The following is a 26,035-nucleotide window of genomic DNA, read 5'->3' as shown; positions in this document are numbered from 1 at the left end:
AAAGAAGCTTATCATGATAGGCTTCTTTTTTGTTATACTAAAAATAGTATAGAAAAAGGGAGCGAATAATTTGGAACAGAAAAAGCTAAAAAGAATTCTTGAATATGTATGGATCGCGGTTGTGCTCCTTGTAGGATATTATTTATTAAAAGATAAAAGTATATGGGTTCTATTTTTAATGACGTTTTTATTAGCGGGTTTAGGCACGCTATTTATTAACTTTTTCTTTGATAGTTTGAATGCATGGAAGAAGAAAAAGAAGGGAACGAAGTAAAGGAGGGAATATATGCAAAAGTGGAAGCTTATATATCAGGTGATTATTTTCATAGTACTTGTAGGTATTGGTATTTTTAAATATTCTACACCAATAGGAAATTGGGCATGGTTTACAGCTTGCATCGGCATATTTTTCATTTTACAATCGTTAACGAAAAAGCATAATCAGACATGAAGAGAGCTCGCCGTTTTATCGGCGAGCTATTTTGTTATGCTTTTTTCTGTTCATCATTCTTTTTTTCGCTAGCTAAGTGACTATGTTTTCTAGAGTAGAAGAAATAGAAGCATAAGCCGACTAGAAGCCAAACGGCAAAGCTAATCCATGTCGTTTTGGACAAATTGATCATTAAATATAAACAGCAAAGAATTGCAACAACTGGTAATACAGGTACGAAAGGTGCACGGAATCCGCGTTTTAAGTCAGGATGAGTTTTTCGTAAAATAAGTACAGCGCAGCAAACGAATGTGAAGGCTGTTAACGTACCGATGTTCACTAAGTTAGCTAATACATGTAAGTCTAAAAGTCCTGCTAATAAAGCCGACACAACGCCAGTAATCCACGTGTTTAATAAAGGGATTTTTACTTTTTTATTCACACGTGCTAACGCTTTTGGAAGTAAACCGTCGCGGCTCATCGCATACGAAACGCGAACTTGTCCATACATAACGACTAAGAGAACGGTTGTCATTCCAGTCATTGCCCCAACAGCGAGTAATCCTGCAATGGTATCTTCACCAACGAAATGTAAGGCAAATGCAACTGGATCAGAAACATCTAATTGTGTATATGGAACCATACCTGTTAAAACGAAAGATACAATCATGTATAAAACGGTACAAATAAGAAGAGAGCCAATAATGCCAATTGGTAAATCGCGCTGCGGTTTTTTTGTTTCTTCCGCAGCGGTTGCGATTGCATCAAAGCCTAAGAAGGCGAAGAACACAGTGGCAGCCCCAGTAATAATACCGTCGTATCCGAATGGAATAAACGGCGTCCAATTTTCAGGTTTTACATATTTTGCGCCTGCTACGATAAAGGCGATAATAACCGCTAACTTGATAAGAACCATAATATTATTAATGCGTGCGCTTTCGCGTATACCAAAGCTTAAAAGCCCTGTAATGAGTAGTAAAATACAAACCGCCGGTAAATCGATAAGGCCACCCTTTCCGACTCCAGGGGCCGAGGCGATTATGGCGGGCAGATGGATGTTAAATCCTTGTAGTAAAGATTGTAAATAACCAGACCAACCGACAGCTACTGCCGCGACGGCAAGTAAATATTCGAGCATTAAACACCAGCCGACGATGAAGGCGACAACTTCTCCGACTGTCATATATGCGTAAGTATACACACTTCCTGAGACAGGAATAGAAGAAGCAAATTCGGCATAACAAAAGGCTACACAAGCACAAGTAAATGCAGCAATAAGGAATGATAGCATAATACCAGGACCAGAATGTTTCGCTGCGACAATACCTGTTAAGACAAAGATCCCTGTCCCAATTACGGCGCCAATTCCTAAAAATGTTAAATCAAGTGCGGTTAATGTTCTTTCTAACTGCCGTGGTGATTCAGTACTAAGCGGTTTTTTTCGTAATAATGACTTCACTTTGGACTCTCCCCCCGTTTTTTCATTTCCATAACTGCGAATATAGTATGAGCCCACTAGAAAAGAGTATGTAAGTAAATGGAGGTACAGTTATGGTGCGTAGTTTTTTAAAATTGCTGGGTTAATCTTAATATAATTCAGAATATTTTGTCAAATAAAAATGTGACAAATAAAATGCGGATGAATAGGAGAAACTACTTGCAGGAATGAACGATGGTTAACAGAGTGAAAAAAACACTCATAAAAGTTTCACTTTATAAAGTAGGAGAAGATGCTATGCTGTTTTATTTTGAACTTGTTGTCATTTTGCTTTGTACGAAATTAGCTGGTGATATTAGTGTAAGACTCGGCCAGCCTTCTGTACTTGGAAAATTAATTATCGGTATTATTATCGGTCCAGCTGTACTTGGTATTATAAATAGTTCTGAATTAATTGATGAACTGAGTGAGATTGGTGTTTTGCTACTTATGTTTATGGCTGGACTTGAAACAGATTTAGAAGAGTTAAATCGGAATTTGAAATCATCATTTGCAGTAGCAGCTGGTGGAATTATTTTTCCTTTCATCGGTGGTTATGTAACAGGATTGCTGTTTGGATTAATACAATCTCATGCCATTTTTTTAGGGTTATTACTTTGCGCAACGTCAGTTAGTATTACGGTGCAAACGCTAAGAGATTTAGGGAAAATGAATACGAGAGAAAGTACAACGATTTTAGGTGCAGCTGTATTTGATGATGTCATCGTTGTTATTTTATTAGCGTTTGTTATGAGCTTTTTAGGAACGCAAGATGTGAATATAACACTTGTTATCGCAAAGAAAATTATTTTCTTTGTCAGCATTGTTTTTATCGCATGGAAAGTTGTTCCGTGGATTATGAAAATGCTTGTGCCACTTCGTGTAACAGAAGCGTTAATTAGCGCGGCTCTTATTATTTGTTTCTCATTTTCGTATTACAGTGAAATGATGGGGATCGCAGGTATTATTGGGGCATTTGCAGCCGGAATTGCCATTTCGCAAACAGAGTATAAGCACGAAGTAGAACATAAAATTGAACCGATTGCTTACGCGATATTTGTACCGGTGTTCTTCGTAAGTATCGGAATGGAAATTACATTTCAAGGTATCGGAAGCCAGCTTTGGTTCATTATCATTATGACGCTCGTTGCGATTTTCACAAAGTTAATCGGATCGGGTTTAGGAGCAAGACTAACAGGGTTCAACCTTCAATCTTCTATTAGTATCGGGGCGGGGATGGTGTCGCGCGGAGAAGTAGCACTTATCATCGCAGCAAATGGACTTACGGCGAATCTATTAGCGAAAGAAAATTTCACAGCGATTGTTATTGTTGTTATATTAACGACGATTATTACGCCGCCGCTTTTGAAGAAGTATTTCGTGTAAAGAGGAAGAGCTTATCTGACGTAGATAAGCTCTTTTTTTATTGTAAAAAGCAATAGTCATGTGGCATGAAAGGTTTGTAATTATGGTAAAATCTATGTATGTGATATGACAAGGAGAGGGAAGTGTGAAGATTACGAAGGGGAAGGTTATCGGTGTAATTATACTTATTGCACTATGTATACCATTTACTGCATGGAAAGAATCAAAAGTGAAAGATTTTCCGGTTTCTATTTTTTCTTCCTATGTAGAAGACGAAAACCCGAAAGACTATAAGTACACTGCTTTTGTACCTGACTTTGCAATTTGGATAGGTGGATGGGAAAAACAGCGATCTGAAGGTGAAATAACGTCATATAAAAAAGGGGATCGAACTGTAATTGTTCACCATCCACCTGGTAATGATGGTTTTTATCTATATGATACGAATGATATTAGAGAATATAAGCAACCGTAAGAAGTGGAGGTTAAATAGTGAAAGCTTCAACATTACTATTTAAAATTGAAAATAATATGGATCAATTTTCACCAGCTGAAAAGAAGGTTGCCATGTACATAATGGAGAATGCAGAGATTGTTCCGAACTTAACGACGAAAGAAGTGTCAACTAATGCGGGCGCAAGTGAGGCGAGTGTTGTTCGCTTTTGTAAGTCGATTGGAATTGGAAGTTTTAAAGCATTTAAAATCGCGCTCGTTCGTGAATTAACGATTGCTGATTATAATATTAATGATTTTTCAGTTATGAATACGGAAGATGGACCGTATGACTTGTTTAATAAAGTTACATATGTCAATAAAGCTGCAATTGAGGCGAGCGTTACGGCGATAGATAAAAAAGAACTTGAGAAAGCTGCAGATCGTATTGTAAATGCGGATAAGATTATATTTTACGGAGTCGGCGGATCAGCTACTCCAGCGATGGACGGGGCTTATAAATTTACAAGGCTCGGATTTACAGCGATGATGCTATCTGATTTTCATATGATGTTGCCGCTTGTGACGAATTTAAAAGAGGGCGATATATTTGTTGCGATTTCAACATCTGGTCGTACGAAAGATGTACTTGAAATGGCGCAATATGCGAAGAGACAAGGTGCAACAGTTATTGCGATTACAAAGCTCGATCAATCATCACCGTTATATAAAGAGGCGGATATTCGTCTTTGTATGCCAGATGTGGAACAAGATCATCGTATTGCGAGTATTGCTTCAAGAATGACACAGCTGAATATGATTGATGCCTTATATGTGATTACCTTTAATCGTATCGGTAATAAAGTTTTGGATCAATTTATGGAGACAAGAGAAGAAGCCTTGCGATTACGGAAGTTAAAATGAAAAGATGGGGAAACCCATCTTTTTTTGTATACTGACATAAAGTGAAACTTTAATAATTGGAGGTTTTGTTCATCACCCAATTATTATTAGTTGAACCAATCGGATTTTTACAGGCAGTTGATCCCCCACCTATTTTTTGTTTTCGCTGAATTTGAGGTGGGGGGTCTTACTGCCAGTTAAAGTGGGATAAATTCGTCATGAAAAGAAATTAAATTTCATAAAATAATAAAGTAATATTGATTTTAAATTTCTTAAAGTTATAATAAAAGTATGAAATTAAATTTCAAAGCAGGTGATAATATGTTAGAAAATTTATCGACAGAACATCGTAATGAGAAGACGATGAATTTAGATGAGATGAGTATAAAAGAAGTTTTGCAAAGTATGAACGAAGAAGATCGGACTGTTGCGTTAGCAGTTGAAAAAGAGATAGAGCAGATTGAACAGGTTGTGCAAACTGTAATTCAATCATTTGAAAGAGAAGGGCGACTCATTTACATTGGGGCTGGTACAAGTGGCCGTTTAGGTATTTTGGACGCGGTGGAATGCCCGCCGACATTTGGTACAGATGATAAAATGGTGCAAGGATTTATAGCAGGTGGATTGAAAGCGTTTACTAAAGCGGTGGAGGGTGCCGAAGACCGCGAAGGGTTAGCAGAAGAAGATTTAAAAAGTATTGGATTAAACGAGAAAGATACAGTGATTGGAATTGCGGCAAGTGGTCGAACTCCTTATGTCATTGGCGGATTGAAATACGCGCATAGCGTGGGAGCGAGTACAGCGAGTATCTCCTGTAATAAAAATGCTGAAATAAGTAAATATGCAAAACTAAATGTGGAAGTAGAAACAGGTGCAGAAATTTTAACAGGCTCAACGCGTTTGAAGGCTGGTACAGCGCAAAAATTAGTGCTTAATATGATTTCAACAGCATCTATGATTGGTGTTGGGAAAGTATATAAAAATTTAATGGTAGATGTTCAATCTACAAACGAAAAGTTAGTAGAACGATCAAAACGAATTATTGTGGAAGCAACAGGGGTTAGTTATGAAGTAGCAGCAGAGCATTATGAAAAAGCAGAACGTAACGTGAAAGCTGCGATTGTTATGGTGTTATTGCAGTGTGAGTATGGGGAAGCACTGGAGAAATTAAAAAAAGCGAAAGGGTTTGTGAAGAAGGCACTATAAAATAATAGGGAGGGGGATTCTATTATGAAGAAAGAAGAGAGAATGGCCAAAGAAATTTCAGAGCAACTTGGGGGAATAAAAAATATTCGCGGTATTGCTCATTGTATGACGAGACTACGATTAACGCTTCATGATGAAAGTAAAGTGAACATGGACCTTTTGAAAAAGGTTGAAGGCGTTATGGGGGTCATTGAAGATGAAACGCTTCAAGTTGTTGTTGGGCCAGGGACAGTAAATAAAGTAGCAGCTGAGATGGAAGGTTTAACAGGACTCCGAATCGGTGAAGTGGCAGATCATCATCTTGAAGATCTTGGGCAAGAGATGAAGTCAGAGATTAAGAAGAAAAATAATACACCGGTGAAAAACTTTTTAAGAAAAATAGGAAGTATTTTCATTCCGTTAATTCCGGGTCTTGTCGCGTCAGGTATTATAAACGGGGTTGCTAACTTTGCGAAAAACGCAGGTGCTGATCCGAATGCAACGTGGCTACAAATGTTACTACTTATTGGGGGCGGTATCTTTACATTCTTAGGTATTTTAGTCGGTTGGAATACAGCGAAAGAATTTGGCGGGACACCGGTTCTTGGGGCAATTGCAGGTATTTTAATTTTTAACCCGGCGATGGCGAATGTGAAATTATTTGGTGAAGCGCTCGTACCCGGACGGGGTGGATTGTTTGCAGTTATTTTTGCAGCGTGGCTTATGGTTGTAGTGGAAAGACAAGTTCGAAAAGCTGTACCAAATGCAGTTGATATTATCGTGACACCACTCATTACTGTGTTAGTCGTAAGTATCGTAACGATGTTAGCAATTCAGCCGGTAGCAGGTTTCTTATCTGAAGGAATTACAAGCGGAATTAATGGTATTCTAAATATTGGCGGCGCGTTTGCTGGAGCAGTGCTTGCAGGAACATTTTTACCGCTCGTTATGGTCGGATTACATCACGGTTTAACACCGATTCATATGGAGTTTATTAATCAAACGCACGTAACACCTTTATTACCAGTACTAGCAATGGCTGGAGCTGGTCAAGTAGGCGCAGCAATTGCGATTTTTGTAAAAACAAAAAACAAACGACTTCGTAACGTAATTAAAGGTGCATTACCAGTTGGATTTTTAGGAATTGGTGAACCGTTACTATACGGGGTTACATTACCACTGGGAAAACCGTTTCTTACAGCTTGTTTAGGAGCAGCAGTTGGCGGTGCATTCCAAGCAGTTATGCAAACAGCTGCACTTGGAATTGGCGTATCAGGATTATCTTTAATTCCGTTAATTGCTGATAATAAATATTTATTATATTTCCTTGGATTAGTAGTGGCATATACTTTCGGATTTATCTTTACGTACTTCTTCGGTTTTAAAGAAGAAATGGCAGAAAACATATAGAGAAAGGGATTCCTTTCTCTTTTTCTATTCATAGAAAGGGAGATTCATATGCTAGGAGTATCAATTTATCTTTCAAAAGAACGAGTAAAAAAGCAAGAAGAATGGCTAAAAATGGCGAAGGAAAACGGGTTTTCATCTATTTTTACATCACTTCATATTCCAGAGGATGATCCTGGTACGTATAAAGAGTTAATACAAATACTTGGGAAGCAAGCTCTCAAATATGAAATGGAATTAATGGTCGATGTTTCTCCAAAATCGTTACACCATTTAGGAATGACTTACAAAAATGTCGAAGAGTTAGTAGACTGGGGCATTACTGGTTTACGAATGGACTATGGCATCACGCCGAAAGAAATCGCGCGCGTATCCCATAAAATGAAAGTAGCTTTAAATGCGAGTACGATTACAGATTCATTTTGGAAAGAATTAATCACTGAAAAGATACGGGTAGAGAATGTAGAAGCGTGGCATAATTTTTACCCGCGCCCAGAAACAGGACTAGCAAAGTCCTTCTTGCAAAAACAAAATCAATACTTACATGAATGTGGGATAAAAACGATGGCATTTATTCCAGGAGATGGAGAAAAACGTGGTCCGTTATATGAAGGCTTACCAACGTTAGAAAAGCACCGCAATATGCGCCCGCTTGAAGCGTACTTAGAACTTGTACAAGATTGTGGCGTCGATAAGGTGTTAATCGGGGATATAAGCGGAAGTCTAGAAAGTGTACAAGAGATAGCGAGTGCGAGTAGAGGGATTATTCCGCTGCGGTACAAATCGTTTGTAACTGATAAAGAAGCATTAAAATTATTGGAGAGAGTGCATACAAATAGACTAGATCCAGCTCGTGATGTCATTCGCTCAGTAGAATCGCGAGAAGAACATAAAGTGATTGTACAGCCAATGCATACAATTGTAAGAAAGAAAGGTAGCATTACAATTGATAATGAATTGTACGGTAGATATGCTGGAGAGATGCAAGTTGTCATACATGATTTGCCTGTAGATGAGAAAGTGAATGTTGTTGGCATGGTAGTAGAAGAGGATATGTCTTTATTGCCGTTTGTTGGTGCTGGAAAAATGTTTCAACTTTTTTGTGCGATAGAGTAAAAGCTTGAATTAGCGCTATTTTGTAAGAAAACATTATCCGTAAAAGGGATAATGTTTTTTGTTTTCTTTAAAAAAGTATTTGACGAATGAAATGAAATACCGTATTGTTTTGACTTGTAAATAAAAGTTCACCATAACAAAACAAAAAGGAGAGTTCAAAATGAATCAACATATTGGGAATTTAATTATTCGTATCGTGTTAGGAGTGACGTTTTTTGCACATGGTTTAGCGAAGTTTCAATCAGGCATCGACAACGTAGCAGGCTGGTTTACAAGTATCGGCTTACCAGGCGGTCTTGCATATGGCGTAGCAACAGTTGAATTAGTTGGTGGTATATTATTAATTATCGGTTTAGGCGTACGATATGTAGGATTATTATTCGCTCTTATTTTAGCTGGAGCTATCGTAAAGGTAAATGGAGCAGCAGGTTTATTAGGAGATGGAAAGAATCCAGGATATGAATTAGACCTTGCGTTATTATCAATGGGTGCGTATTTATTCGTTGTAAAAGCAGAAGGATATGTAGATCGTTTCTTAAAAGAGAAAGTAATGAAAACGAAGTAAATTTATTTATAAATTGTTGACTTGAATCATAATTGTAACTATAATAATTACAACGTATAGATTAAGAATAAAACAATTTAAATATTTTTTTACACAAGGTGTAACCACAGAAGTTACATCTTGTGTAAAAATAAATAAAACGGGAGGAAGTAATATGTCTAAATCAAATTTAGAAATTATTCAAAGCACGTATGAAGGATCAGCTTCTTCGAATGCCAAGCATTTAGCAGAAGCCCTCTCTGAAAAAGTAGAATGGACAGAGGCAAAAGGATTCCCGTACGGGGGAACTTATATAGGTGTAGAAGCAATAATGAAAAATGTATTTAGCCGTTTAGGATCAGAGTGGGATGATTATAAAGCAAGTGTAAATACATATCATGAAGTAAGCGGAAAAGATGTAATTATTGCTGAAGGTATGTATTCAGGAGTTTATAAAGAAACGGGAAAATCATTTAACGCAGAATTTGTTCATGTATGGCAACTTGAGAACAGGAAAATTGTGAAGTTTAAGCAGTATGTAGATAGTCATATTGTTAAGGAAGCGATGAAGAGATAATGCTTTTTAAATGGATCGTAGGTATATGCATTACAATTATAGTAATTTTCTCGTCTATAGTTGGCGGAAAGAAATTGCTTGCATATGTGGAAAAAGAAAATAAAAATATTCAAACCCAGCAAGTGGCAAACGAAAAAGAGAAGAAAGTTGCAGAAGAATCTCCACAAGTTAGTGAAGGTGAAATTATTTCTACTATGCACAAAATGGTACACCAAAAGGTAAAATCCTCTGAAAAATGGGGATTTGTAGAAATGACAAACAAGGAAATTTCTAATGTGAAAAGAGATATTGAAAATAGTACAGGTTTTCAATATAAAATGAGGTTATTTTCTATTATAAATAGATGGGAAAAAGGAGATTTTTCTCAAACTGTTGAGGAGCATAACTTTTTATGGAGCCTTCAAGGTGGAGATACTGGTAAGGCAACAGAACGTTTATCACCAGAAGAGGAAAAGCAGTATATAAAAGAAATGAAGAATAAATAAAAAACATCGCCAACTCAGATGACGATGTTTTTTCATTAAGAATGTTTTCGTATTAAAGCTCCAGTTGGCTGAACAGCAACTGTTTTGAAATGAGAAAATAAATAACATCCAGTCACAACGATCATTGTCCCTACAATTTGTATCCATGTTAGTTCTTCACCGAGGAAAAGGAATGCTAAAATAGCAGTGAAAATGGGATTGAAGTTTAGAAAAATGCCAGATGTAGTTGCTCCTAATTTTTGTACGCCAACATTCCAAAATACCATACAAAGAACTGTGGAAATGAGTCCTGTATATAAAAGTGATGTTATAAAAGAAGTGTTGATATTTGTAACAGTGAAGCTCCCTATGTTAAATGGCAATAATAAAATAACGCCGAAAATACCAGAGTATAATGTGGCCATGAGTGGTGTCGTTGTTTTTGTTGCCCATTTACTACAAACAGAATAGATTCCCCAAATACAAACAGCAGCCATCATCCATAAATCGCCGCTATTAAAATGTAATGAAAATAAAAGTGAAAAATTACCTTTTAATAGGACAAGAATAACCCCAAAGAATGAAAGAACCATGGATAGGATTTGAAGTGTATTTACTTTTTCTTTTAGAAATAAGACAGAAAATAATGCGATTGAAATTGCGTTTAATGTAGAAATAAGCCCTACATTTGTTGCGGATGTTTTTTCTAATGCTAAAAATTGAAAGATGTTAAAAAGAGCAACCCCTGAAATTCCCATCAATATTAACGGAAGTATTGCAGTACGTGGTGGAAGGATTTTCTTTTCTTTAAACCATACCATTGGTAATAAACAAACAATCGCAATCATCCATCTTAAATTTGTCAGTGTCATCGGTGATGCATGATCGACGAGTGATTTTCCAACGACGAAATTTCCTCCCCATAATAAGCTCGTTAGTAATAGTAAAAAGACGTAAAAATAAGGCATGCTAAAATCCCCTTTTTTGTAATCAATACGAATTGTAAATAATTTTAGCATTTTTCTTTATTGTACAATATATTATTTTGTATAATGGGTAAAAGTAGATAAAATGTTTTGTTATTAATACTATTTACAGAAAAATATTCAGTTTTATGTAATTTAAGGCGTGTTTTTTCGAATAATCATCGGTAAGAAAAAAGGGGGAATTGTAATGGAGTCGTCTGTTATTAAAGTGTTGGATGATTTAGATGTAAAAATTTTAGATATATTGCAGAAAGAATCACAAGTAAGTAATGCAGAGCTTGCGCGACGCGTTAATTTATCACCAGCTGCGATGCATGCGAGAATAAAAAGATTAGATGGAGAAGGATTCATTGATAAGCAAGTAGCCATTTTAAATCAAGAAAAGCTTGGTTTTGATTTGTTATGCTTCATTTTTATGAGTACGAATATTCATCAATCGGATAAACTTGAAGTGTTGGAAAAAGAATTAGAATCGATGCCTGAAGTGTTAGAATGTCACTGCTTAACAGGAGAGTATGATTATTTATTAAAAGTTGCAAATCGTGATCGTAAAGAATTAGAGCAGTTTATTAGAAAGCTGAATAAGCTTGGTATTACACGTATACAGACGAGTTTAGCACTTCGTGAAATTAAATATTCGACCGTATTACCGATACGAAATGAGGAACCGAGCATCGATTAGATTGCTTGGTTTTTTGTTTGTGTAAGGATAAGAAAAGTGATTGACGGGGAGAAAGGAGAGATGTATTATTATATAAAATTATGTATTAAAATTCATTAAAAGTTATAAATATTAATATCAGGGGCAAGGGGATAGAATATGAAAATCTGTAATGCGGTTACGAGTGATGTGAAAGGAATTTATAGTCTCATTGAAGTTTATGCAAAAGAAGGAGTGGTTTTACCGCGTTCTCTTTTATCTCTCTATCAATATTTACAGTGTTTATATGTTATGAAAGAAGGAGAGAACATTGTTGGAGTTGCTGGTTTACATGTGTTAGGGAAGGATCTAGCAGAAGTTCGGTCATTAGTCGTTTCGCATACATATGCAGGGAAGGGAATCGGGCGTATGCTAGTGAATCATGTCATAAATGAAGCAGCGAAAATAAAAGTGAGTAGAGTTATTTCTTTAACCTATGAAACGGAATTTTTTCAAAAGTGCGGATTTGATTTTGTGAATAGAGAAGCATTACCTGAAAAAGTGTGGATTGATTGCAGACATTGTCCAAAGGTGGATTATTGTGATGAGGTGGCGATGATTCGGTATGTTGGATGAATTTTTCAGACAGAAAAAGGCCCACTATTATTTAAGTAATAGTGGGCATCTATATTTTAGGGGAAATTAAGAACTTGAATTAGTTTTTCTTACTGCAAAATTAAAAATGGGGCTTTTAAGCTCATAGTTATAAGTAAAACCATCGACAAGCCCTACAACTTTATCGCTATCGTAAAGATCAAGCATAAATTGTGCCATTTGTTTTGCAGTGTGGAATTTCGGTACAACATTATCGTATTGGAACTCATCAATATCAAATGAACGTTTTGCAAATTCTGTTTCAGTTGCAGCAGGAGCTAAAACTTTTGCTTGCAGTTTTGCGCCTTGTTCCTTCAGTTCGTGAGACAGCCCTTCTGTAAATGCACTTACATAGAATTTCGTAGCACAGTACGTAACAGCATCAGCAACAATCGTGTATCCGCCGCCCGATGAAACGTTAATAAGCTGTGTTCCATCAACCATTGAATAATCTCGAACGAAAAGAGAAGAGAGTATTGTTAGTGCTTCTATATTGACATGTAACATCGTTTCTATTTTATTTAAATTTTGTTCGGCAATTGAGGCGAAATTACCAAAACCTGCGTTGTTAATCCACGTTTCAATTTGAAAAGTTTGTAGGCTTTCATAAAGTTTATAAACATCTTCAGTGACAGATAAATCAGTTCGTCGAATGACAACATCCAACTCTGGATGCATTTCGTTAATTTTCAATTTTAATCCGTTCAATTCTTCTTGTCTTCGAGCTACAAGTACTAAATTTTTCCCACGAGATGCAAATGCTAAAGCTGCTTCATAACCAATTCCGGAACTTGCACCAGTAATAACCGTGTATTTCATATAAAATCCCCCTAAGTTCAAATTCATTTATGGTTAGATTGTATTTGTTAGAGTATACTCTAAGTCAAATGTTTTTTATAAATTTGATAAGATTGTGAATATATGAGGATAAATGGCATGCGGAGGGAGTTAGAGTATGTATACAATTAGTGAGGTAGCTAAATTATTAGGAGTGAGCACACATACACTACGTTATTATGAAAAGGAAAATATATTAATTGCAAATCGCGATACAAATGGGAATCGACTTTATGAAGAGTCACATATAAAGTGGTTGCAGTTTGTAATGAAATTAAAACAAACGCAAATGCCAATAGCGAAAATAAGAGAATACGCTAGGTTATATTTAGAAGGAGAGCATACGACTGAAGCTCGTTTACAGCTTCTAGAAGATCATAGGAGAGCTATTCAGGTTCAAAGAGAAAACTTAGTAATTACAGAAAAGATGCTTGAGAATAAAATTATTGCATACAAGGCCTCTTTGGAAAATAAATAGAAAACATAATCTGCTCCTTAGTTAAATGAAATAGTGTGTTGGCAAATAAAAAAGAGCAGATAGCAAAAGCTAACTGCTCCATTTAAGGGATCTCTCCAAGGGGGAGTGGAGAAAATATTATGTTACTAGCAGTATTGACAGATTATTAGGAAATATACAAATCGGATGAAAGAAATTTTAAATAATCTTTCGGCATTGACAGTTCTTAAAATATTCATGTACAATATTTATGAATGATATTCAGTCATTTTCTGTGACAGAATGTAGTTAGTTTGAAAGCGAAACAAATATAAATGGTAAATGAGGATGATAGTTGTTTATATATAGTAGTGATGAAAGAGAATATTTTTTTAAAACAAAAATGACTGATAGTCAGTCATAAGAGGTGAGAGGTATGAAAAATAAAGCTTGGTTATATGTCGTATTAACATGTATCTTTGAAATTTTTTGGGTGTTTGGTTTTAATACGGCTAATACTTGGTGGCATTGGATCGTTATTTTAGGAGTTATCGCTGTTGATTTTCACTTCCTTACTAAAGCGTGTGAACATCTTGCGACAGGAACTGTATATGCTGTTTTCGCCGGAGCTGGTACGGTAGGTACTTTCTTAATGGATGTATTTCTTTTTGGCGGCAGTTTCAGTGTAGGGAAATTATTCTTTATCGTGATGGTTGTAGCTGGCGTTATCGGTTTAAAGCTAGCTGATAATAAAGAAGAAACTATGGAAGGAGCTGCTTAAAGATGGGTTGGTTTTTCGTATTTTGTGCTGCAATTAGTGAAATAGTCGGTGTGATCGGTCTTAAAATGTATAGTAAAGATAAGACGTTAGCCAATGGTGCGATTTATATAGGCGGATTTGCTACATCCTTCGCATTCTTGTATACATCTTTCTTATTCTTACAAGTAAGTGTCGCTTATGCGGTTTGGATTGGTATTGGAACAGCAGGTGCCGTTTTATTAAACATGTTCCTGTTTGGTGAGTCGAAAAGTAAAGCACGTATCATTAGTGTGGCTCTTATTGTATGCGGAGTGACAGGATTAAAGGCTCTTTCGTAAAGATATACTACATTTGATCTCCTAGTGGTTTGTTAGGAGATTTTTAATATTAAAAAATGATTTCCTCTTAGAGTTCACTATCATTGACAGTACAATCGATTATCTTATAAAATGAGTGACAGTCATTCAATACGCGTGTGAAAGGGTTTAGATGATGAATAAAAAAGAGAAAATTGTCTATGCAGCGATTGAAGTGTTTCAGGAAAAGGGCGTTGAAAAAACGAAGATTTCTGATATCGTGAAATTAGCTGGCATTGCGCAAGGAACTTTCTATTTATATTTTCCTTCTAAGCTATCTGTTATGCCTGCAATAGCAGAAGTGATGGTCGAAAAGATGATACTTGCAGTGAAAGAAAAAGTGCAAAACGAAGCGCCTTTCTCAAGTAAAGTTACGCAAGTAATAGATGCGGTGTTTCACTTCATAGCTGAATATCGTGAAATACAAGCTTTAATGTATGCGGGTCTTGCATCTACAGAACATATAAAAGAATGGGAAGCTGTGTATGAGCCTCTTTATATGTGGTTAAGTGAATTTTTAAATGAGGCGAAAGAAGCTGGTGAAATTCGTGATTCGGTTCATGCAGAAAGAACAGCGAAGTTATTTATCGCCCTTGTTGAATCAGCAGCGGAACAAGTTTATTTATATGATCATAAAGATGATGAGCAAGTCGAGCTACAAAAGGCAGAAGTACTAGATTTTTTAACACATGCACTACATATAAAGAAGTAGTAAGATGAACCTGTCTGAGAAGGTAGGTTCATTTTTGAGGAAAACTGAATGATAGTCATTCACCTGATACTTATGTATGTGTGGAAGGATAGAGTGAAATTCTAATGAGTGGGATATCTCTACTCATGATTAGCCCACAAAGAGCAGGATAAAGAAAAGCTTCTTGGGCATTATTTTTTGAGAGGAATTTATGGGAAGAGGTGTGAAAAAGTGAAGAAACCGATAAAAGAACAAAAGATGGTATTGGTCATTCTTTTGAGTAATATATTTATCGCTTTTTTAGGGATTGGATTAATCATTCCGGTTATGCCGTCCTTTATGAATGATATGGGTTTGACAGGGAAGACGATGGGTTATCTCGTTGCAGTGTTTGCAATGGCTCAGCTTATTGCCTCACCTATTACAGGCCGGTGGGTCGACCTTTATGGTAGGAAGAAAATGATAATCATTGGATTATTTATTTTTGGTGTTTCAGAGCTTCTTTTTGGATTAGGAACAGATGTATGGATGCTCTATGCAGCGAGGGTGTTAGGCGGAATTAGTGCTGCATTTATTATGCCTGGTGTTACGGCATATGTTGCTGATATTACATCTATGCAGGAACGTCCAAAGGCGATGGGATACTTGTCTGCGGCGATTAGTACCGGATTTATTATAGGGCCTGGAATTGGCGGATTTATTGCAGAATACGGTATACGTGTGCCGTTTTTCGTTGCAGCAGTAATTGCCTTTGTAGCATGTGTGATTTCGATCTTTATTTTAAAAGAACCGTTAACGAAAGAAGAGCTTGCAGAGATTTCTTCTAATACGAAAGAATCAAGTTTTATTGGAGATTTAAAGAAGTCATTACATCCAATGTATGCAATCGCATTTATTATTGTATTTGTACTTGCATTCGGTTTATCGGCATATGAAACTGTGTTTAGTCTGTTTTCTGATCATAAGTTTGGATTCACACCGAAAGATATTGCTGCAATTATTACAATTAGTTCAATCTTTGGGGTAGTTGTGCAAGTATTTATGTTTGGAAAATTAGTTGACATGTTTGGCGAAAAAGTATTAATTCAAATATGTTTAATTGTAGGTGCAGTATTAGCGTTCGTTTCAACTGTAGTCTTTAATTATTGGATTGTACTTCTCGTTACTTGCTTTATTTTCCTTGCATTTGATTTACTTCGTCCAGCTTTAACGACGTTTTTATCAAAGGCAGCTGGAAAAGAGCAAGGATTCGTTGCTGGTATGAACTCGACTTATACGAGTTTAGGAAATATCGCAGGACCTGCCATGGGCGGAATATTATTTGATATGAACATTCATTATCCATATGCATTTTCAGGAGTTGTTTTAATAGTTGGTCTCGGTATTACATTTATGTGGAGAGAGAAACAGCTAGCTGAGAGTTTTGCGAAGTAATAAAGCCCCTTACGATAGTAAGGGGTTTTTGTTTTATAAATTTAATCCAAACCGTTTTAATTCAATGAATATCCCCTCTAATTGTTTTCCTTTATCCGTTAATGTGTACTCTACACGAGGCGGAACTTCTGGATATACTTTTCTCGTTATAATCCCTTGAGCTTCTAGTTCTTTTAGTCGAAGCGATAATGTTTTCGGGCTAATGCCATCCATTGATTTTTGTAAATCACTAAAGCGTAATGTTCCTTCGATAAGAAGGTCACGGATGATTAAAAACGTCCATTTTGTACTAATTACATCAAGCGTTTTAGCGATAGGACAAGGTATGCCAGGTAACCCTTTTGTTAATTCAACTGGATCTATATTGTTCATGGAACTAGCCTCCATAAATTTTTTTGAATGAATTTGCTTTATAGTATCACAAAACTATACTTTTGGTAACTATATGAAAAAAATATCACTACTTCCATATAGGAAGTTAATACATATACAATAGCAATACGAAATACAAAGGGTTTAGATGAGGAGGTGGTGATTTTCATGGGGATAAAAAAGTTGTTTGGATTCTTTAGTTTGTTTGTTGTTTGTATTGTACTTGTAGCATGCGGCGCGGAACAAAAAACTGAAGTCCAGTTATTAAAAGAAATGCCAAAGGCAAAAACAATGACAATCGATCCTTCACTAAGTAAAATGGAAGCGACCGAAATGGTTCATGCAGCGCAGCGTTTTTATGCATTTTGGGATACAGGTAAAGAGGAGCTTCTTTCGCAGACTGTTACGAAAGATTTTTTCGATAATACGTTGCCGAAAGGGCGACCACAAGGTGTTGAAGGATTAAAGTTTGCAGCGCAAAATTTTCGTAAAGTCGTTCCTAATATACATTGCGAGATTGAAGATTTATTAGTTGTTGGTGATAAAGTAACAGCTCGTCTTTCTTTTACAGGAACGCATAACGGTAAAAATATTAGCTTTTCTGCAATAGACATTTTGCATGTGAAAGACGGAAAGATAACCGAAGATTGGCATTTGGAAGATAATCTTACGTTGAAACAGCAACTTGGGTTAATAAGTGAGGAATAGAGTAGGGGAGAGAAAAACGATGAAAAATATATTTATTATAAATGGACATGAAAAATATGGTACAAAGGAAGGACGATTAAATAAAACGTTAGTGGATCATATGGTAACGGTATTAAGCGAGAATCATCATGTGAAAACAACAACGATTCAAGATGGATACAATATAAAAGAAGAACAAGATAAGTTTTTATGGGCTGATGTTGTAATTTATCAAACACCGATTTATTGGTTTAGTGTTCCAGGATTATTTAAAACGTATATGGATGAAGTATATGAATACGGTTTGTTCTTTGAAGGTGCAGATGAATATGGAACAGGTGGTTTATTAAAAGAGAAAGCGTATATGTTCTCTACAACTTGGAATGCACCTGAAAAGGCATTTGGAGATAAGACGAAGTTCTTTGAAGGGGAAAGTCTAGAATCAACGCTTAGTCATTTACACCGCGTGCAGAAGTTTCTTGGGATGAGTCCGTTAAAGAGTTTTGCCTGTTATGATGTGGTAAAGAATCCGGATATTGAGCAGTATTTATTGAACTTGAAAGATCATTTAGATGGAGTAATTAAATAGTAGTTTGTATTGTGAAGAAGGTACTACTAAGGATGTAGTACCTTCTCTTTTTATAAAAACTCACACTTTAATACATGGATGGCTGTATCCATAACTTTGCAAAATTTGCCCAGCCGAATGAATCAATTGTTACATTTTTTAAAGAAGAAGGGTATGTTTTTCTTTTTAAAACGTGATAGTTAAATAAAATGATATTTTCTGTTTGTAAAAATTCTTCGATCTCATACATGAGCTCATAGCGTTTTTCTTTATTTTCTTCTAATAAAAATGTATCAAGTAAACAGTTAATTTGTTTTTCATAGTGCGGGTCCATGAACCGACTTACGAAGCAGCTTTTATTTTTAAATACATTTAAGAATGCAAGTTCATGATCGGCAGCAAACACTTCTCCCATGAAAATAATATCGGCATGTTGATCGATAGAACGATCCATATAATCTGAAACGAGAAATGGGTGAAGCTCTACTTGTATACCTAAACTTTCACATCGTTCTTTTAGGAAATATGCGTCATTTGCACTGTCTTTAAATGCGAAGAAATAAATATGTATCGTTTCTCCGTTATAGGTGCTCTTTTTTAAATAAGCTTTTGCTTTTTCTAAAGAGTAGGACCTTTTAGAAACTTGGCGGCTTCTTTCAGGGAAAAAGCTTGATGCAGCAATTGTTCGTCTCCCCTCTATGCTACGAAGTATCGTTTCAACATCATATAGTTCTCTCCAAGCTTTTCGAAAGTAAATGTCGTGATGAGGACCAGGTTTTGTAAAGTTGAAGCCAGCATAAATACAACCTATTTCTTCTATTTGTATATCATGCCTTTCATTTTCTTCTTCATTTGGTAGTTCATAATCAGCATCTATTTGCACATGATCAGGAATACCCCAAAATTCAATACGGTCTAATAACGCGCGCTCTTTAAAATAATGAGTGAACGCTTCGAGTACGATATTATCTTCAGAGTAATGAGCAAGTTTGAAAGGTCCCGTACCTATGTAATGATGATTTTCGATACTCACATCACGCGGTAAAATTGCTAGTTGTATGGAACTTACATAGTGTAAGAAAAATAAATTTGGTTTTGCTAAATGAAATCGAATTTGCAGTGGTGATGGCGTTTCAATTTGAACAATTTCTTCTGTTAACCATTCGAAAGGAGAGTGAACTTCTTTTAGTCTTTCAAATGAAAATCGTACATCTTTAGAAGTTAAAACTGTTTCGTTATGAAAATATACATCCTTTCGTAAATAAAAAGTCCACGTAAGCCCGTCTTCACTTAATTCCCACGTATGCGCAATGTGTGGTTCCATTTTTTCAGTAACATCGTTATAAACGACTAACGTATCAAAAATTTGACTCGTAAGATGGCTCTCTGTAGTTACAGCCACAAAAGCCGGATCTAATGGGAATATCTTTCTCGATATAGGAATCTTTAATATATCGTACATATCATTTGAAGGTTCGTATCCAAAATGATGATGTAGTTTATTTTCTATCTTTTTTTGAAGTGCAAGGGGTAGGGGTTCTTTTAAAAGAAGAAAGATATCTTTTAATTTTTCTTGCGCTAACAGTTCATCTGTATAGGACTCAATCGCTTCTACGAAATTATGTATAAATAGAATTTCCGTTTTATTTCCGCGGCCTCGCCCTGGAGTCCAGCTAATTAATTGCTCCTCGCTCATTTTCTTTAATAAAATCTTTACGTTTTTCGTACTGCAATATAAAATATCCGCTAATTCTTGTAAGCTATTTCGCATATGTTGTTGATCTTGTGCATGTAGTCTTAGTCTAATGTAATAGTCCATAATTTTCATATATACACTTCCTTCTATCATAAAAGGGGAAACTCTTTAGAATATTCTAACCTTTTTCTTCCTTTTTTTCAAAGTAATATAAGTAAGCATAAGGAGGGGGAAACAATGGGATTTTGGAGTATGCATCGAAATATAAAAATTAGAATTATAACTTCGTTTTTAACACGTGCTGTGTCCACGATGATTTTTCCATTTATGGCGATTTATTTTTCAATAAAGTTAGGTAGTGCGATTGCTGGTGCGTTACTACTTATTAATGTCATAGCTTCATTAGTAATTGGTTTATACGGTGGTTATGTTGGAGATCGGCTTGGTCGTAAAAAGGTGATGATTATCGGTCAAAGTATACAAGTCATTTCCATTGCTTGTATGGGAGTTGCGAATTCGGATTATGTAGATTCACCGTGGTTAACATTTATCTTTATGCTAGTGAATAGTTTAGGATCTGGACTTATGAATCCTGCTACAGAGGCGATGTTAATTGATGTGAGTACACCTGAAAATCGAAAAGTGATGTACACCATTAACTATTGGGCTATTAATTTATCAATGGCAATTGGAGCAATATTTGGCGGATTACTATTTGAGAACTTTAGATTGCAATTGTTTATCGGATTAACAGTTATTGCCGTTATTACTTTATATGTGATGGCTGTATACATGGAAGAAGTGTATGTAGCGAGAAAAACAGTAGAGAAGAAAAATGTATTAAAAGATATGGCGGATAGTTATAAAGTCGTAATGAAAGATAGAGCGTTTTTAATTTTTTGTGCAGCAAGTATATGTACATTATCTTTAGAGTTTCAGGTTAATAATTATTTAGGAGTACGTTTGCAGCAAGAATTTGAAACGGTGCACTTTTTCTTTGGGAATGGTGCTACGTTTGATTTAACAGGTATTCGCATGCTGAGCTGGATATCAGCGGAGAATACAATTTTAGTTGTGTTATGTTCAGCACTTCTTATTAAAATGCTGAAAAGCTTCAACGATTTGAAAATCTTATATGTAGGTTTATTCATTTATACAATTGGATTTACAATACTCGGAGCGAGCAATAGTTTATGGATTTTATTAATTGCAGGGCTTTTCCAAACGGTAGGCGAGATGATGTATGTGCCAGTGCGTCAATCTATTATGGCAGATATGGTGCCAAATGAGGCAAGAGGTTCATACATGGCGATTAACGGAATGGTCTTTCAAGTGGCAAAAATGAACGGGGCATTAGGTGTTATGCTAGGTTCATTTATTGCATCTTGGGGCATGAGTGTTTTGTATTTTATCGTTGGTATGAGCAGTATTTTATTATTTATGAAGGCGATAGGGAAAGAGAAGTATGAGGATGAGAGAAATGTTTCTCAAATTGGATGAAACGATATAAAAGCGAACCAGTTATACTGGGAGTCGCTTTTATATAATTTTTAGAACGGATCAACTTCAGCTAAATTTGGAGTGGTATTCGGCTGTAGCAAAAGATTTTTTAATGTGCCTACTTCAGAAAGAGCGACTAATATGTAGCCACTAATCAGTACAATAAGTCCAATGACGCGTAACGTTTGTAAGCTCACTTCATTATTATTCGTTTCCGTTGGATTTGGGGGCATTGAAGGTGGATTGTTATTCATAAATAAGGCTCCCATCTTTTGTATTTATATATGTGCGAAATCATTATTTAACTTATGGATAGGAATGATATAGTCATTTTCACTATATGAGAACTGCCTATGAAAAGTGATTAGAAATTTGGGGACGAGAAAAGGGGATCCAAAAGATTATTTAAACTGAACTTTTGGATTCCCCCTTTTTATTTATCCTGCTATTTGTGGTGGTCGGATTTCCTGTAAACGACCAGTTGGTGAGGGTTAATAATCAGTGGGGGATGAATAAAACCCCACTGATTCATTATTTTCATGTAAATAAAAGGAGATTAATTAACCAAAGTAGCTATCCTAATATACGCAACGATTCTTCAATAAACGCCGGGATGTCCTCAGGTTGTCTACTTGTGACCAGCTGATTTTGGCATACGACTACTTCTTTATCATGGAAATTTCCACCGGCATTTTTCAAGTCGATCTCAATAGATTTATATCCAGTCACATCACGTCCTTCAAGTGTTTGTGCAGTGATGAGTAGCTGAGGTCCGTGACAAATAGCGAAAACAGGTTTTTCCGCATCCATAAATGCTTTACTAAAGCGTACAAAACGTTCATCTGCACGAAGTATATCTGGGGAGAACCCGCCTGGTATGAAGAGGGCATCAAAGTTCTCTGGAGAAACATCATTGATACCTTTATCAATTACAACTTCACTTTTTCCTTGTTTACCGTGTACCGTTTTACCTTTTTCTGCTTCAATAGTTGTTAATTCATATCCCTTTTGTTTAAAAGCTTCTGCTGGCTCTGTGTATTCTGTGTCCTCGAAATAATCCGTTATTAAAATAGCAATTTTTTTACTCATTCTAATCCGCTCCTTATATTATATTATCGGTTCCAGAATCGTCCTTGGGCAATGCCTTCTATAAATGACTCAATTGAAGTGTCTGTTAAGTTGTAAACTCCTGCTCCATCTAATTTAATTTTACTATTGTCCAAAGCATGAGGATTACTAAGGACATGAGCTATCGGTTTAAAATGTTTAAAAGTAGTTTCTGCAAATTCTAAAACAGGGGGGTGAATGACAGAATCACTACTAAACACTAATACTGCATCAAAAAGGGAAGAGTCTGTTGTTGTATAAGTATCAGTTACTTTAATGGAATCATTGAACTGATAAATTTTATTATCTATGATGCTATAGTTAATTCGATGCTGTACAAAAGCTTGAATCCATTCGGACAGAAGGGAGACGCTTGGGTCACCATTTAATAGAATTGCAACATTTTTGGAATCAGCTTTAAAAATAGTGTTGGACATACTTAGTGCAGGTGATTTGGCATCTGAATTTACTTCGTGATTTTCTTTAGGTAAAGGGGCTCCAATAATGTTAGCGACTTCTTGTGCTAATTGACGATCGACGTGGTTTAGGAGAGCAATTACATTTGCCTTCACCATGTCTGATTTACACTTCCCAACTTCAAAGCAAAAAGCTTCTTTTATGTGCTGCTTTTCAATAGGCCTCATACTATTGTAGAAAAGTTTAGCTTGAGAATAAAAGTTAAGGAAGCTTTTACTGCGACCTCTAATTTTATGTCCATCAATCTTTTCTTGATAATGCTCATATCCGCCCTGTTCAGCTTGCACGGTTGCTGGTTGATTGTCATTTAAGCCATTAGGATGATAGCTTGTTTGACCGCGATGAATTTGCATTTGATGCATACCATCACGTTGATTATTATGAAAAGGACATACAGGCTGGTTAATAGGAATTTGGTGAAAATTAGGGCCTCCTAAACGAGATAATTGTGTATCTGTATAGGAGAATAATCTTCCTTGCAGAAGAGGATCATTTGAAAAATCAATACCTGGTACGACATGGCCAGGGTGGAAAGCTACCTGTTCCGTTTCGGCAAAGAAGTTATCAACGTTTTTGTTCAATGTCATTTTACCAACTAGTTTTACAGGAACTTCTTCTTCCGGCCATAATTTCGTTGGGTCTAAAATATCAAAATCAAATGCATGCTCATCTTCTTCTGGAATTAGCTGTAATCCGAGCTCCCATTCCGGATAATCGCCTTTTTCAATTGCTTCATATAAATCTTGACGATGGAAATCGGGATTTTTCCCAGCGACCCTTTGAGCTTCATCCCATACTAATGAATGAACCCCGAGGGTAGGTTTCCAGTGAAATTTTACGAAATGGGCTTTTCCTTCTTTATTAATAAGTCGAAATGTATGAACCCCAAAACCTTCCATCATTCGTAAACTACGCGGAATTGCGCGATCACTCATCTGCCACATAACCATATGAGTAGACTCGGGATTATGGGCAACAAAATCCCAAAATGTATCATGAGCGCTAGCTCCCTGAGGAATATCATTATGTGGTTCTGGTTTAACTGCATGGACAAAATCAGGGAATTTAATAGCATCTTGGATAAAGAATACTGGCATATTATTACCTACTAAATCATAGTTACCTTCATCTGTATAAAATTTTGTGGCAAATCCGCGCACATCTCTTACTGTGTCATTTGATCCTTTAGAGCCTTGAACGGTTGAGAACCGTACAAATACAGGTGTTTTTTTTGAAGGGTTAGTAAGAAAATCTGCTTTTGTATATGCTTCTAACGATTCATAAAGCTGAAAATAACCATGTGCGCCAACTCCGCGCGCATGAACAATTCTTTCAGGAATTCGTTCATGATCAAAGTGGGTCATTTTCTCGCGAAAGTGGAAATCCTCCATTAAGGTTGGGCCTCTTAAGCCCATCTTTAAAGAAAATTCATCCTCGGCTATTTTGACTCCTTGGTTTGTTGTTAAAGCATGTTTGCGTTGATTATCTGTAACGTGGTGTTCCAATTGCTCCATTTTTTTATTCACAATATAGGCCCCTCCTTTACTCTGTTAATTTAATACATACCCTTTTTATTAGGACGTAAACATGTATTATCATTTTTGTATGTAAAATCATAAAATATCGGTTATTCTGGTGATTCTTGTTTGAGGAAGGAAAATAAAAAAGCCAAGGAGATCATTTATTTTCTCCTTGGCTTTTAAGATAACTCTTTTTGTTAAAACGAAGAAACGCGTTGCTTCGTTTTTGGTACAATAATAAATTTGATCCAAAGTAACCCGATAATCATAATGATAAGGCTATGTAAAAATTGACCTGTAGCAATGAGTATAACAATTGAAAATACAATGAGTTGAATGCTTAGCAATATAAAGATTAAGTGAAGAAATTGATTCATTCGTTTTTCAGTATCAATTGGATATAATGCTACAATAATATTTCCCGAAAAATATTTCCATAGGGAACGGAGCTGCATAGAGATCATATATAGGACGATATATGCGATAGCGCCTTTTACGTATATGTTTGGTATAAAATATAAGGCAAAGGCACCAATCAGCCCTAAGCGAATATATATACCGAAATAATCATTCCCGCGTAAAAATGCTAGTGTGTGTAAATAGAAGAAAGTTGCTCGTTTTTTATGTAATAAAGGTTCAATCCAAGTTGTAAGCCATTTTCTTTTATTTACTTGCTTATTCAGTTGCGGAACATCGGTGAAGATGCTAGCAAATTGATAGAAACGAACGTTCATTTTTTCTTCTTGCTCGATTATGTAATCCCATGGTATTCGTTTTGTAGGCTGTTTTTTCGTGTATAGAAAAAGGAAAGTAAGTAGTAAGAGTAATCCGCCTAATATGAGAACATTTGCCGCATAAAACAGCATGTAAATAATGAGGGCGTTACAAGCAATACGAATAATGAACCATATGCTTTTTTCATGACTATCACGCCACATCCAATGTATGTATATGTTCCAAGCTTTCGTAATCATTAAAACGATAAAGATTGTACATAAGAAAGGTACAGTTAATTGTAATGATTGCAGTGCAAGTGGAACGAGAATAAGGAACGTAAATAATAATGGGAAAAGCTGAATGATGTAATTATATAGAAGAGATTTTTTGAAATAAGAAGTTAATTTCTCTTCTAGTGCTAGTAAATAGACAGCATCAGGTTTTTGAATAAATGTACGGATAGGACATCTCGTTATAATGAATGTAAGTACAATCGTGATGAGTAGTAAAGATATTCCTTTAGAAGGAGATGTTTTTAGAAACTGAGCATAGTAGTATGCGCCAACGCATGAAATAAAGATAAAGCTATATAGTAAACCGTTAATCATACGTGCAAAGTATGTAATGATATTTTGAATATGTTGTTGGAAGCGGCTGCTCCATAGTGATTCGATTGACATGTTTTTCACCTCTTTGT

At 35.9% G+C, this 26,035-nt stretch carries 30 protein-coding genes; 21 read left to right on the top strand and 9 right to left on the bottom strand.

Going from position 1 to position 26,035, the window contains the following annotated elements:
- Positions 1 to 70 precede the first annotated feature (70 nt).
- Positions 71 to 274, top strand: a complete 204-nt coding sequence (locus DN390_RS05810) for a hypothetical protein (RefSeq protein WP_000435800.1) — start codon at positions 71 to 73, stop codon at positions 272 to 274.
- Between the two features lie 12 nt (positions 275 to 286).
- Positions 287 to 451: a hypothetical protein gene (locus DN390_RS30575; protein ID WP_060629670.1), complete on the top strand. Its 165-nt coding sequence runs from the start codon at positions 287 to 289 to the stop codon at positions 449 to 451.
- Between the two features lie 34 nt (positions 452 to 485).
- Here DN390_RS30575 and DN390_RS05805 read toward each other — a convergent pair whose 3' ends face one another.
- Positions 486 to 1,889: a branched-chain amino acid transporter BcaP gene (locus tag DN390_RS05805; RefSeq protein ID WP_147806802.1), complete on the bottom strand. Its 1,404-nt coding sequence runs from the start codon at positions 1,887 to 1,889 to the stop codon at positions 486 to 488.
- Between the two features lie 213 nt (positions 1,890 to 2,102).
- Between DN390_RS05805 and DN390_RS05800 the strand changes: the two genes are divergently transcribed.
- The 9 genes from DN390_RS05800 to DN390_RS05760 all read left to right on the top strand — a co-directional run bounded on the left by DN390_RS05800 (position 2,103) and on the right by DN390_RS05760 (position 9,921).
- Complete coding sequence (locus tag DN390_RS05800; protein ID WP_147806801.1) at positions 2,103 to 3,293, top strand: cation:proton antiporter; 1,191 nt, start codon at positions 2,103 to 2,105, stop codon at positions 3,291 to 3,293.
- Positions 3,294 to 3,417: 124 nt separating this feature from the next.
- Positions 3,418 to 3,747 carry an outer surface protein gene (locus DN390_RS05795; RefSeq protein ID WP_147806800.1) on the top strand — a complete coding sequence of 110 codons (330 nt, stop codon included), beginning with the start codon at positions 3,418 to 3,420 and terminating at the stop codon, positions 3,745 to 3,747.
- Between the two features lie 17 nt (positions 3,748 to 3,764).
- Complete coding sequence (locus DN390_RS05790) at positions 3,765 to 4,628, top strand: MurR/RpiR family transcriptional regulator (protein ID WP_060629673.1); 864 nt, start codon at positions 3,765 to 3,767, stop codon at positions 4,626 to 4,628.
- Between the two features lie 300 nt (positions 4,629 to 4,928).
- Entirely contained in the window at positions 4,929 to 5,813 is an 885-nt protein-coding gene (murQ, locus tag DN390_RS05785; protein WP_147806799.1) for an N-acetylmuramic acid 6-phosphate etherase, read from the top strand.
- A gap of 24 nt (positions 5,814 to 5,837) precedes the next feature.
- Positions 5,838 to 7,202: a PTS transporter subunit EIIC gene (locus DN390_RS05780; RefSeq protein WP_147806798.1), complete on the top strand. Its 1,365-nt coding sequence runs from the start codon at positions 5,838 to 5,840 to the stop codon at positions 7,200 to 7,202.
- A 48-nt stretch (positions 7,203 to 7,250) separates the two neighbouring features.
- On the top strand, positions 7,251 to 8,315 hold the full coding sequence (locus tag DN390_RS05775; RefSeq protein WP_147806797.1) for a DUF871 domain-containing protein: 1,065 nt from the start codon (positions 7,251 to 7,253) through the stop codon (positions 8,313 to 8,315).
- Positions 8,316 to 8,475: 160 nt separating this feature from the next.
- Positions 8,476 to 8,880, top strand: coding sequence for a DoxX family protein (locus tag DN390_RS05770; protein WP_001071547.1), 405 nt, complete (start codon positions 8,476 to 8,478; stop codon positions 8,878 to 8,880).
- A gap of 154 nt (positions 8,881 to 9,034) precedes the next feature.
- Entirely contained in the window at positions 9,035 to 9,436 is a 402-nt protein-coding gene (locus DN390_RS05765; RefSeq protein WP_147806796.1) for a nuclear transport factor 2 family protein, read from the top strand.
- The gene (locus DN390_RS05760; protein ID WP_147806795.1) at positions 9,436 to 9,921 is read left to right on the top strand and encodes a PRK06770 family protein; all 486 of its coding nucleotides are present in this window, start codon (positions 9,436 to 9,438) and stop codon (positions 9,919 to 9,921) included. The genes DN390_RS05765 and DN390_RS05760 overlap by 1 nt, the downstream gene beginning before the upstream one ends.
- A gap of 35 nt (positions 9,922 to 9,956) precedes the next feature.
- Here DN390_RS05760 and DN390_RS05755 read toward each other — a convergent pair whose 3' ends face one another.
- Positions 9,957 to 10,868, bottom strand: a complete 912-nt coding sequence (locus DN390_RS05755) for a DMT family transporter (RefSeq protein ID WP_147806794.1) — start codon at positions 10,866 to 10,868, stop codon at positions 9,957 to 9,959.
- A gap of 205 nt (positions 10,869 to 11,073) precedes the next feature.
- On the opposite strand from DN390_RS05755, the gene DN390_RS05750 reads away from it, so the two are divergent.
- A complete protein-coding gene (locus DN390_RS05750) occupies positions 11,074 to 11,568 on the top strand; it encodes an Lrp/AsnC family transcriptional regulator (protein ID WP_097908231.1) in 495 nt (164 codons plus the stop codon).
- Between the two features lie 138 nt (positions 11,569 to 11,706).
- On the top strand, positions 11,707 to 12,162 hold the full coding sequence (locus DN390_RS05745) for an N-acetyltransferase (RefSeq protein ID WP_147806793.1): 456 nt from the start codon (positions 11,707 to 11,709) through the stop codon (positions 12,160 to 12,162).
- A 66-nt stretch (positions 12,163 to 12,228) separates the two neighbouring features.
- Here DN390_RS05745 and DN390_RS05740 read toward each other — a convergent pair whose 3' ends face one another.
- Positions 12,229 to 12,999: an SDR family NAD(P)-dependent oxidoreductase gene (locus DN390_RS05740; RefSeq protein WP_147806792.1), complete on the bottom strand. Its 771-nt coding sequence runs from the start codon at positions 12,997 to 12,999 to the stop codon at positions 12,229 to 12,231.
- Between the two features lie 136 nt (positions 13,000 to 13,135).
- Between DN390_RS05740 and DN390_RS05735 the strand changes: the two genes are divergently transcribed.
- From DN390_RS05735 to DN390_RS05715, 5 genes are all read left to right on the top strand, one after another.
- Positions 13,136 to 13,495 (top strand): MerR family transcriptional regulator, encoded by a 360-nt coding sequence (locus DN390_RS05735; RefSeq protein ID WP_097950054.1) that lies wholly within the window; start codon positions 13,136 to 13,138, stop codon positions 13,493 to 13,495.
- A gap of 394 nt (positions 13,496 to 13,889) precedes the next feature.
- A complete protein-coding gene (locus DN390_RS05730) occupies positions 13,890 to 14,234 on the top strand; it encodes a DMT family transporter (protein ID WP_147806791.1) in 345 nt (114 codons plus the stop codon).
- Positions 14,235 to 14,236: 2 nt separating this feature from the next.
- On the top strand, positions 14,237 to 14,551 hold the full coding sequence (locus DN390_RS05725; protein ID WP_000539670.1) for a DMT family transporter: 315 nt from the start codon (positions 14,237 to 14,239) through the stop codon (positions 14,549 to 14,551).
- Between the two features lie 151 nt (positions 14,552 to 14,702).
- The gene (locus DN390_RS05720) at positions 14,703 to 15,281 is read left to right on the top strand and encodes a TetR/AcrR family transcriptional regulator (protein ID WP_147806790.1); all 579 of its coding nucleotides are present in this window, start codon (positions 14,703 to 14,705) and stop codon (positions 15,279 to 15,281) included.
- Positions 15,282 to 15,491: 210 nt separating this feature from the next.
- Entirely contained in the window at positions 15,492 to 16,694 is a 1,203-nt protein-coding gene (locus DN390_RS05715) for an MFS transporter (protein ID WP_064473855.1), read from the top strand.
- 33 nt (positions 16,695 to 16,727) lie between these two features.
- Here the strand turns inward: DN390_RS05715 and DN390_RS05710 are convergent, their stop codons facing one another.
- The gene (locus DN390_RS05710; RefSeq protein WP_060629687.1) at positions 16,728 to 17,066 is read right to left on the bottom strand and encodes a winged helix-turn-helix transcriptional regulator; all 339 of its coding nucleotides are present in this window, start codon (positions 17,064 to 17,066) and stop codon (positions 16,728 to 16,730) included.
- 168 nt (positions 17,067 to 17,234) lie between these two features.
- On the opposite strand from DN390_RS05710, the gene DN390_RS05705 reads away from it, so the two are divergent.
- Both DN390_RS05705 and DN390_RS05700 read left to right on the top strand, forming a co-directional pair.
- Positions 17,235 to 17,774, top strand: coding sequence for an ester cyclase (locus DN390_RS05705; protein ID WP_147806789.1), 540 nt, complete (start codon positions 17,235 to 17,237; stop codon positions 17,772 to 17,774).
- 19 nt (positions 17,775 to 17,793) lie between these two features.
- Positions 17,794 to 18,342 (top strand): NAD(P)H-dependent oxidoreductase, encoded by a 549-nt coding sequence (locus DN390_RS05700; protein ID WP_087966942.1) that lies wholly within the window; start codon positions 17,794 to 17,796, stop codon positions 18,340 to 18,342.
- 67 nt (positions 18,343 to 18,409) lie between these two features.
- Here the strand turns inward: DN390_RS05700 and DN390_RS05695 are convergent, their stop codons facing one another.
- Positions 18,410 to 20,170 carry an SgrR family transcriptional regulator gene (locus tag DN390_RS05695; protein WP_147806788.1) on the bottom strand — a complete coding sequence of 587 codons (1,761 nt, stop codon included), beginning with the start codon at positions 20,168 to 20,170 and terminating at the stop codon, positions 18,410 to 18,412.
- A gap of 84 nt (positions 20,171 to 20,254) precedes the next feature.
- On the opposite strand from DN390_RS05695, the gene DN390_RS05690 reads away from it, so the two are divergent.
- Entirely contained in the window at positions 20,255 to 21,517 is a 1,263-nt protein-coding gene (locus DN390_RS05690) for an MDR family MFS transporter (protein WP_147806787.1), read from the top strand.
- Between the two features lie 50 nt (positions 21,518 to 21,567).
- Here the strand turns inward: DN390_RS05690 and DN390_RS05685 are convergent, their stop codons facing one another.
- The 4 genes from DN390_RS05685 to DN390_RS05670 form a co-directional block, all read right to left on the bottom strand.
- Positions 21,568 to 21,771 (bottom strand): hypothetical protein, encoded by a 204-nt coding sequence (locus DN390_RS05685; RefSeq protein WP_147806786.1) that lies wholly within the window; start codon positions 21,769 to 21,771, stop codon positions 21,568 to 21,570.
- 319 nt (positions 21,772 to 22,090) lie between these two features.
- The gene (locus DN390_RS05680; protein WP_147806785.1) at positions 22,091 to 22,606 is read right to left on the bottom strand and encodes a type 1 glutamine amidotransferase domain-containing protein; all 516 of its coding nucleotides are present in this window, start codon (positions 22,604 to 22,606) and stop codon (positions 22,091 to 22,093) included.
- Positions 22,607 to 22,629: 23 nt separating this feature from the next.
- Positions 22,630 to 24,627, bottom strand: a complete 1,998-nt coding sequence (locus DN390_RS05675) for a catalase (RefSeq protein WP_147806784.1) — start codon at positions 24,625 to 24,627, stop codon at positions 22,630 to 22,632.
- 191 nt (positions 24,628 to 24,818) lie between these two features.
- Positions 24,819 to 26,018, bottom strand: a complete 1,200-nt coding sequence (locus DN390_RS05670) for an ABC transporter permease (protein WP_147806783.1) — start codon at positions 26,016 to 26,018, stop codon at positions 24,819 to 24,821.
- Positions 26,019 to 26,035 lie beyond the last annotated feature (17 nt).

The organism is Bacillus sp. SH7-1 (genome assembly GCF_008042405.1).
Lineage (GTDB): Bacteria > Bacillota > Bacilli > Bacillales > Bacillaceae_G > Bacillus_A > Bacillus_A thuringiensis_N.
The sequence above is the reverse complement of the archived record's forward strand: the minus strand, read 5'-3'. Positions and strand labels throughout refer to the sequence as shown.

Bases quoted from the DNA above. Each gene is read 5' to 3' on its own strand.
- DN390_RS05800 (WP_147806801.1), top strand. From the start codon at position 2,103: ATGGTTAACAGAGTGAAAAAAACACTCATAAAAGTTTCACTTTATAAA.
- DN390_RS05765 (WP_147806796.1), top strand. From the start codon at position 9,035: ATGTCTAAATCAAATTTAGAAATTATTCAAAGCACGTATGAAGGATCA.
- DN390_RS05750 (WP_097908231.1), top strand. From the start codon at position 11,074: ATGGAGTCGTCTGTTATTAAAGTGTTGGATGATTTAGATGTAAAAATT.
- DN390_RS05735 (WP_097950054.1), top strand. From the start codon at position 13,136: ATGTATACAATTAGTGAGGTAGCTAAATTATTAGGAGTGAGCACACAT.
- DN390_RS05685 (WP_147806786.1), bottom strand. From the start codon at position 21,771: ATGAATAACAATCCACCTTCAATGCCCCCAAATCCAACGGAAACGAAT.
- DN390_RS30575 (WP_060629670.1), top strand. From the start codon at position 287: ATGCAAAAGTGGAAGCTTATATATCAGGTGATTATTTTCATAGTACTT.
- DN390_RS05775 (WP_147806797.1), top strand. From the start codon at position 7,251: ATGCTAGGAGTATCAATTTATCTTTCAAAAGAACGAGTAAAAAAGCAA.
- DN390_RS05670 (WP_147806783.1), bottom strand. From the start codon at position 26,018: ATGTCAATCGAATCACTATGGAGCAGCCGCTTCCAACAACATATTCAA.
- DN390_RS05770 (WP_001071547.1), top strand. From the start codon at position 8,476: ATGAATCAACATATTGGGAATTTAATTATTCGTATCGTGTTAGGAGTG.
- DN390_RS05700 (WP_087966942.1), top strand. From the start codon at position 17,794: ATGAAAAATATATTTATTATAAATGGACATGAAAAATATGGTACAAAG.
- DN390_RS05755 (WP_147806794.1), bottom strand. From the start codon at position 10,868: ATGCCTTATTTTTACGTCTTTTTACTATTACTAACGAGCTTATTATGG.
- DN390_RS05705 (WP_147806789.1), top strand. From the start codon at position 17,235: ATGGGGATAAAAAAGTTGTTTGGATTCTTTAGTTTGTTTGTTGTTTGT.
- DN390_RS05690 (WP_147806787.1), top strand. From the start codon at position 20,255: ATGGGATTTTGGAGTATGCATCGAAATATAAAAATTAGAATTATAACT.
- DN390_RS05720 (WP_147806790.1), top strand. From the start codon at position 14,703: ATGATGAATAAAAAAGAGAAAATTGTCTATGCAGCGATTGAAGTGTTT.
- DN390_RS05730 (WP_147806791.1), top strand. From the start codon at position 13,890: ATGAAAAATAAAGCTTGGTTATATGTCGTATTAACATGTATCTTTGAA.
- DN390_RS05760 (WP_147806795.1), top strand. From the start codon at position 9,436: ATGCTTTTTAAATGGATCGTAGGTATATGCATTACAATTATAGTAATT.
- DN390_RS05745 (WP_147806793.1), top strand. From the start codon at position 11,707: ATGAAAATCTGTAATGCGGTTACGAGTGATGTGAAAGGAATTTATAGT.
- DN390_RS05725 (WP_000539670.1), top strand. From the start codon at position 14,237: ATGGGTTGGTTTTTCGTATTTTGTGCTGCAATTAGTGAAATAGTCGGT.
- DN390_RS05680 (WP_147806785.1), bottom strand. From the start codon at position 22,606: ATGAGTAAAAAAATTGCTATTTTAATAACGGATTATTTCGAGGACACA.
- DN390_RS05695 (WP_147806788.1), bottom strand. From the start codon at position 20,170: ATGATAGAAGGAAGTGTATATATGAAAATTATGGACTATTACATTAGA.
- DN390_RS05710 (WP_060629687.1), bottom strand. From the start codon at position 17,066: ATGAACAATATAGATCCAGTTGAATTAACAAAAGGGTTACCTGGCATA.
- murQ (WP_147806799.1), top strand. From the start codon at position 4,929: ATGTTAGAAAATTTATCGACAGAACATCGTAATGAGAAGACGATGAAT.
- DN390_RS05740 (WP_147806792.1), bottom strand. From the start codon at position 12,999: ATGAAATACACGGTTATTACTGGTGCAAGTTCCGGAATTGGTTATGAA.
- DN390_RS05780 (WP_147806798.1), top strand. From the start codon at position 5,838: ATGAAGAAAGAAGAGAGAATGGCCAAAGAAATTTCAGAGCAACTTGGG.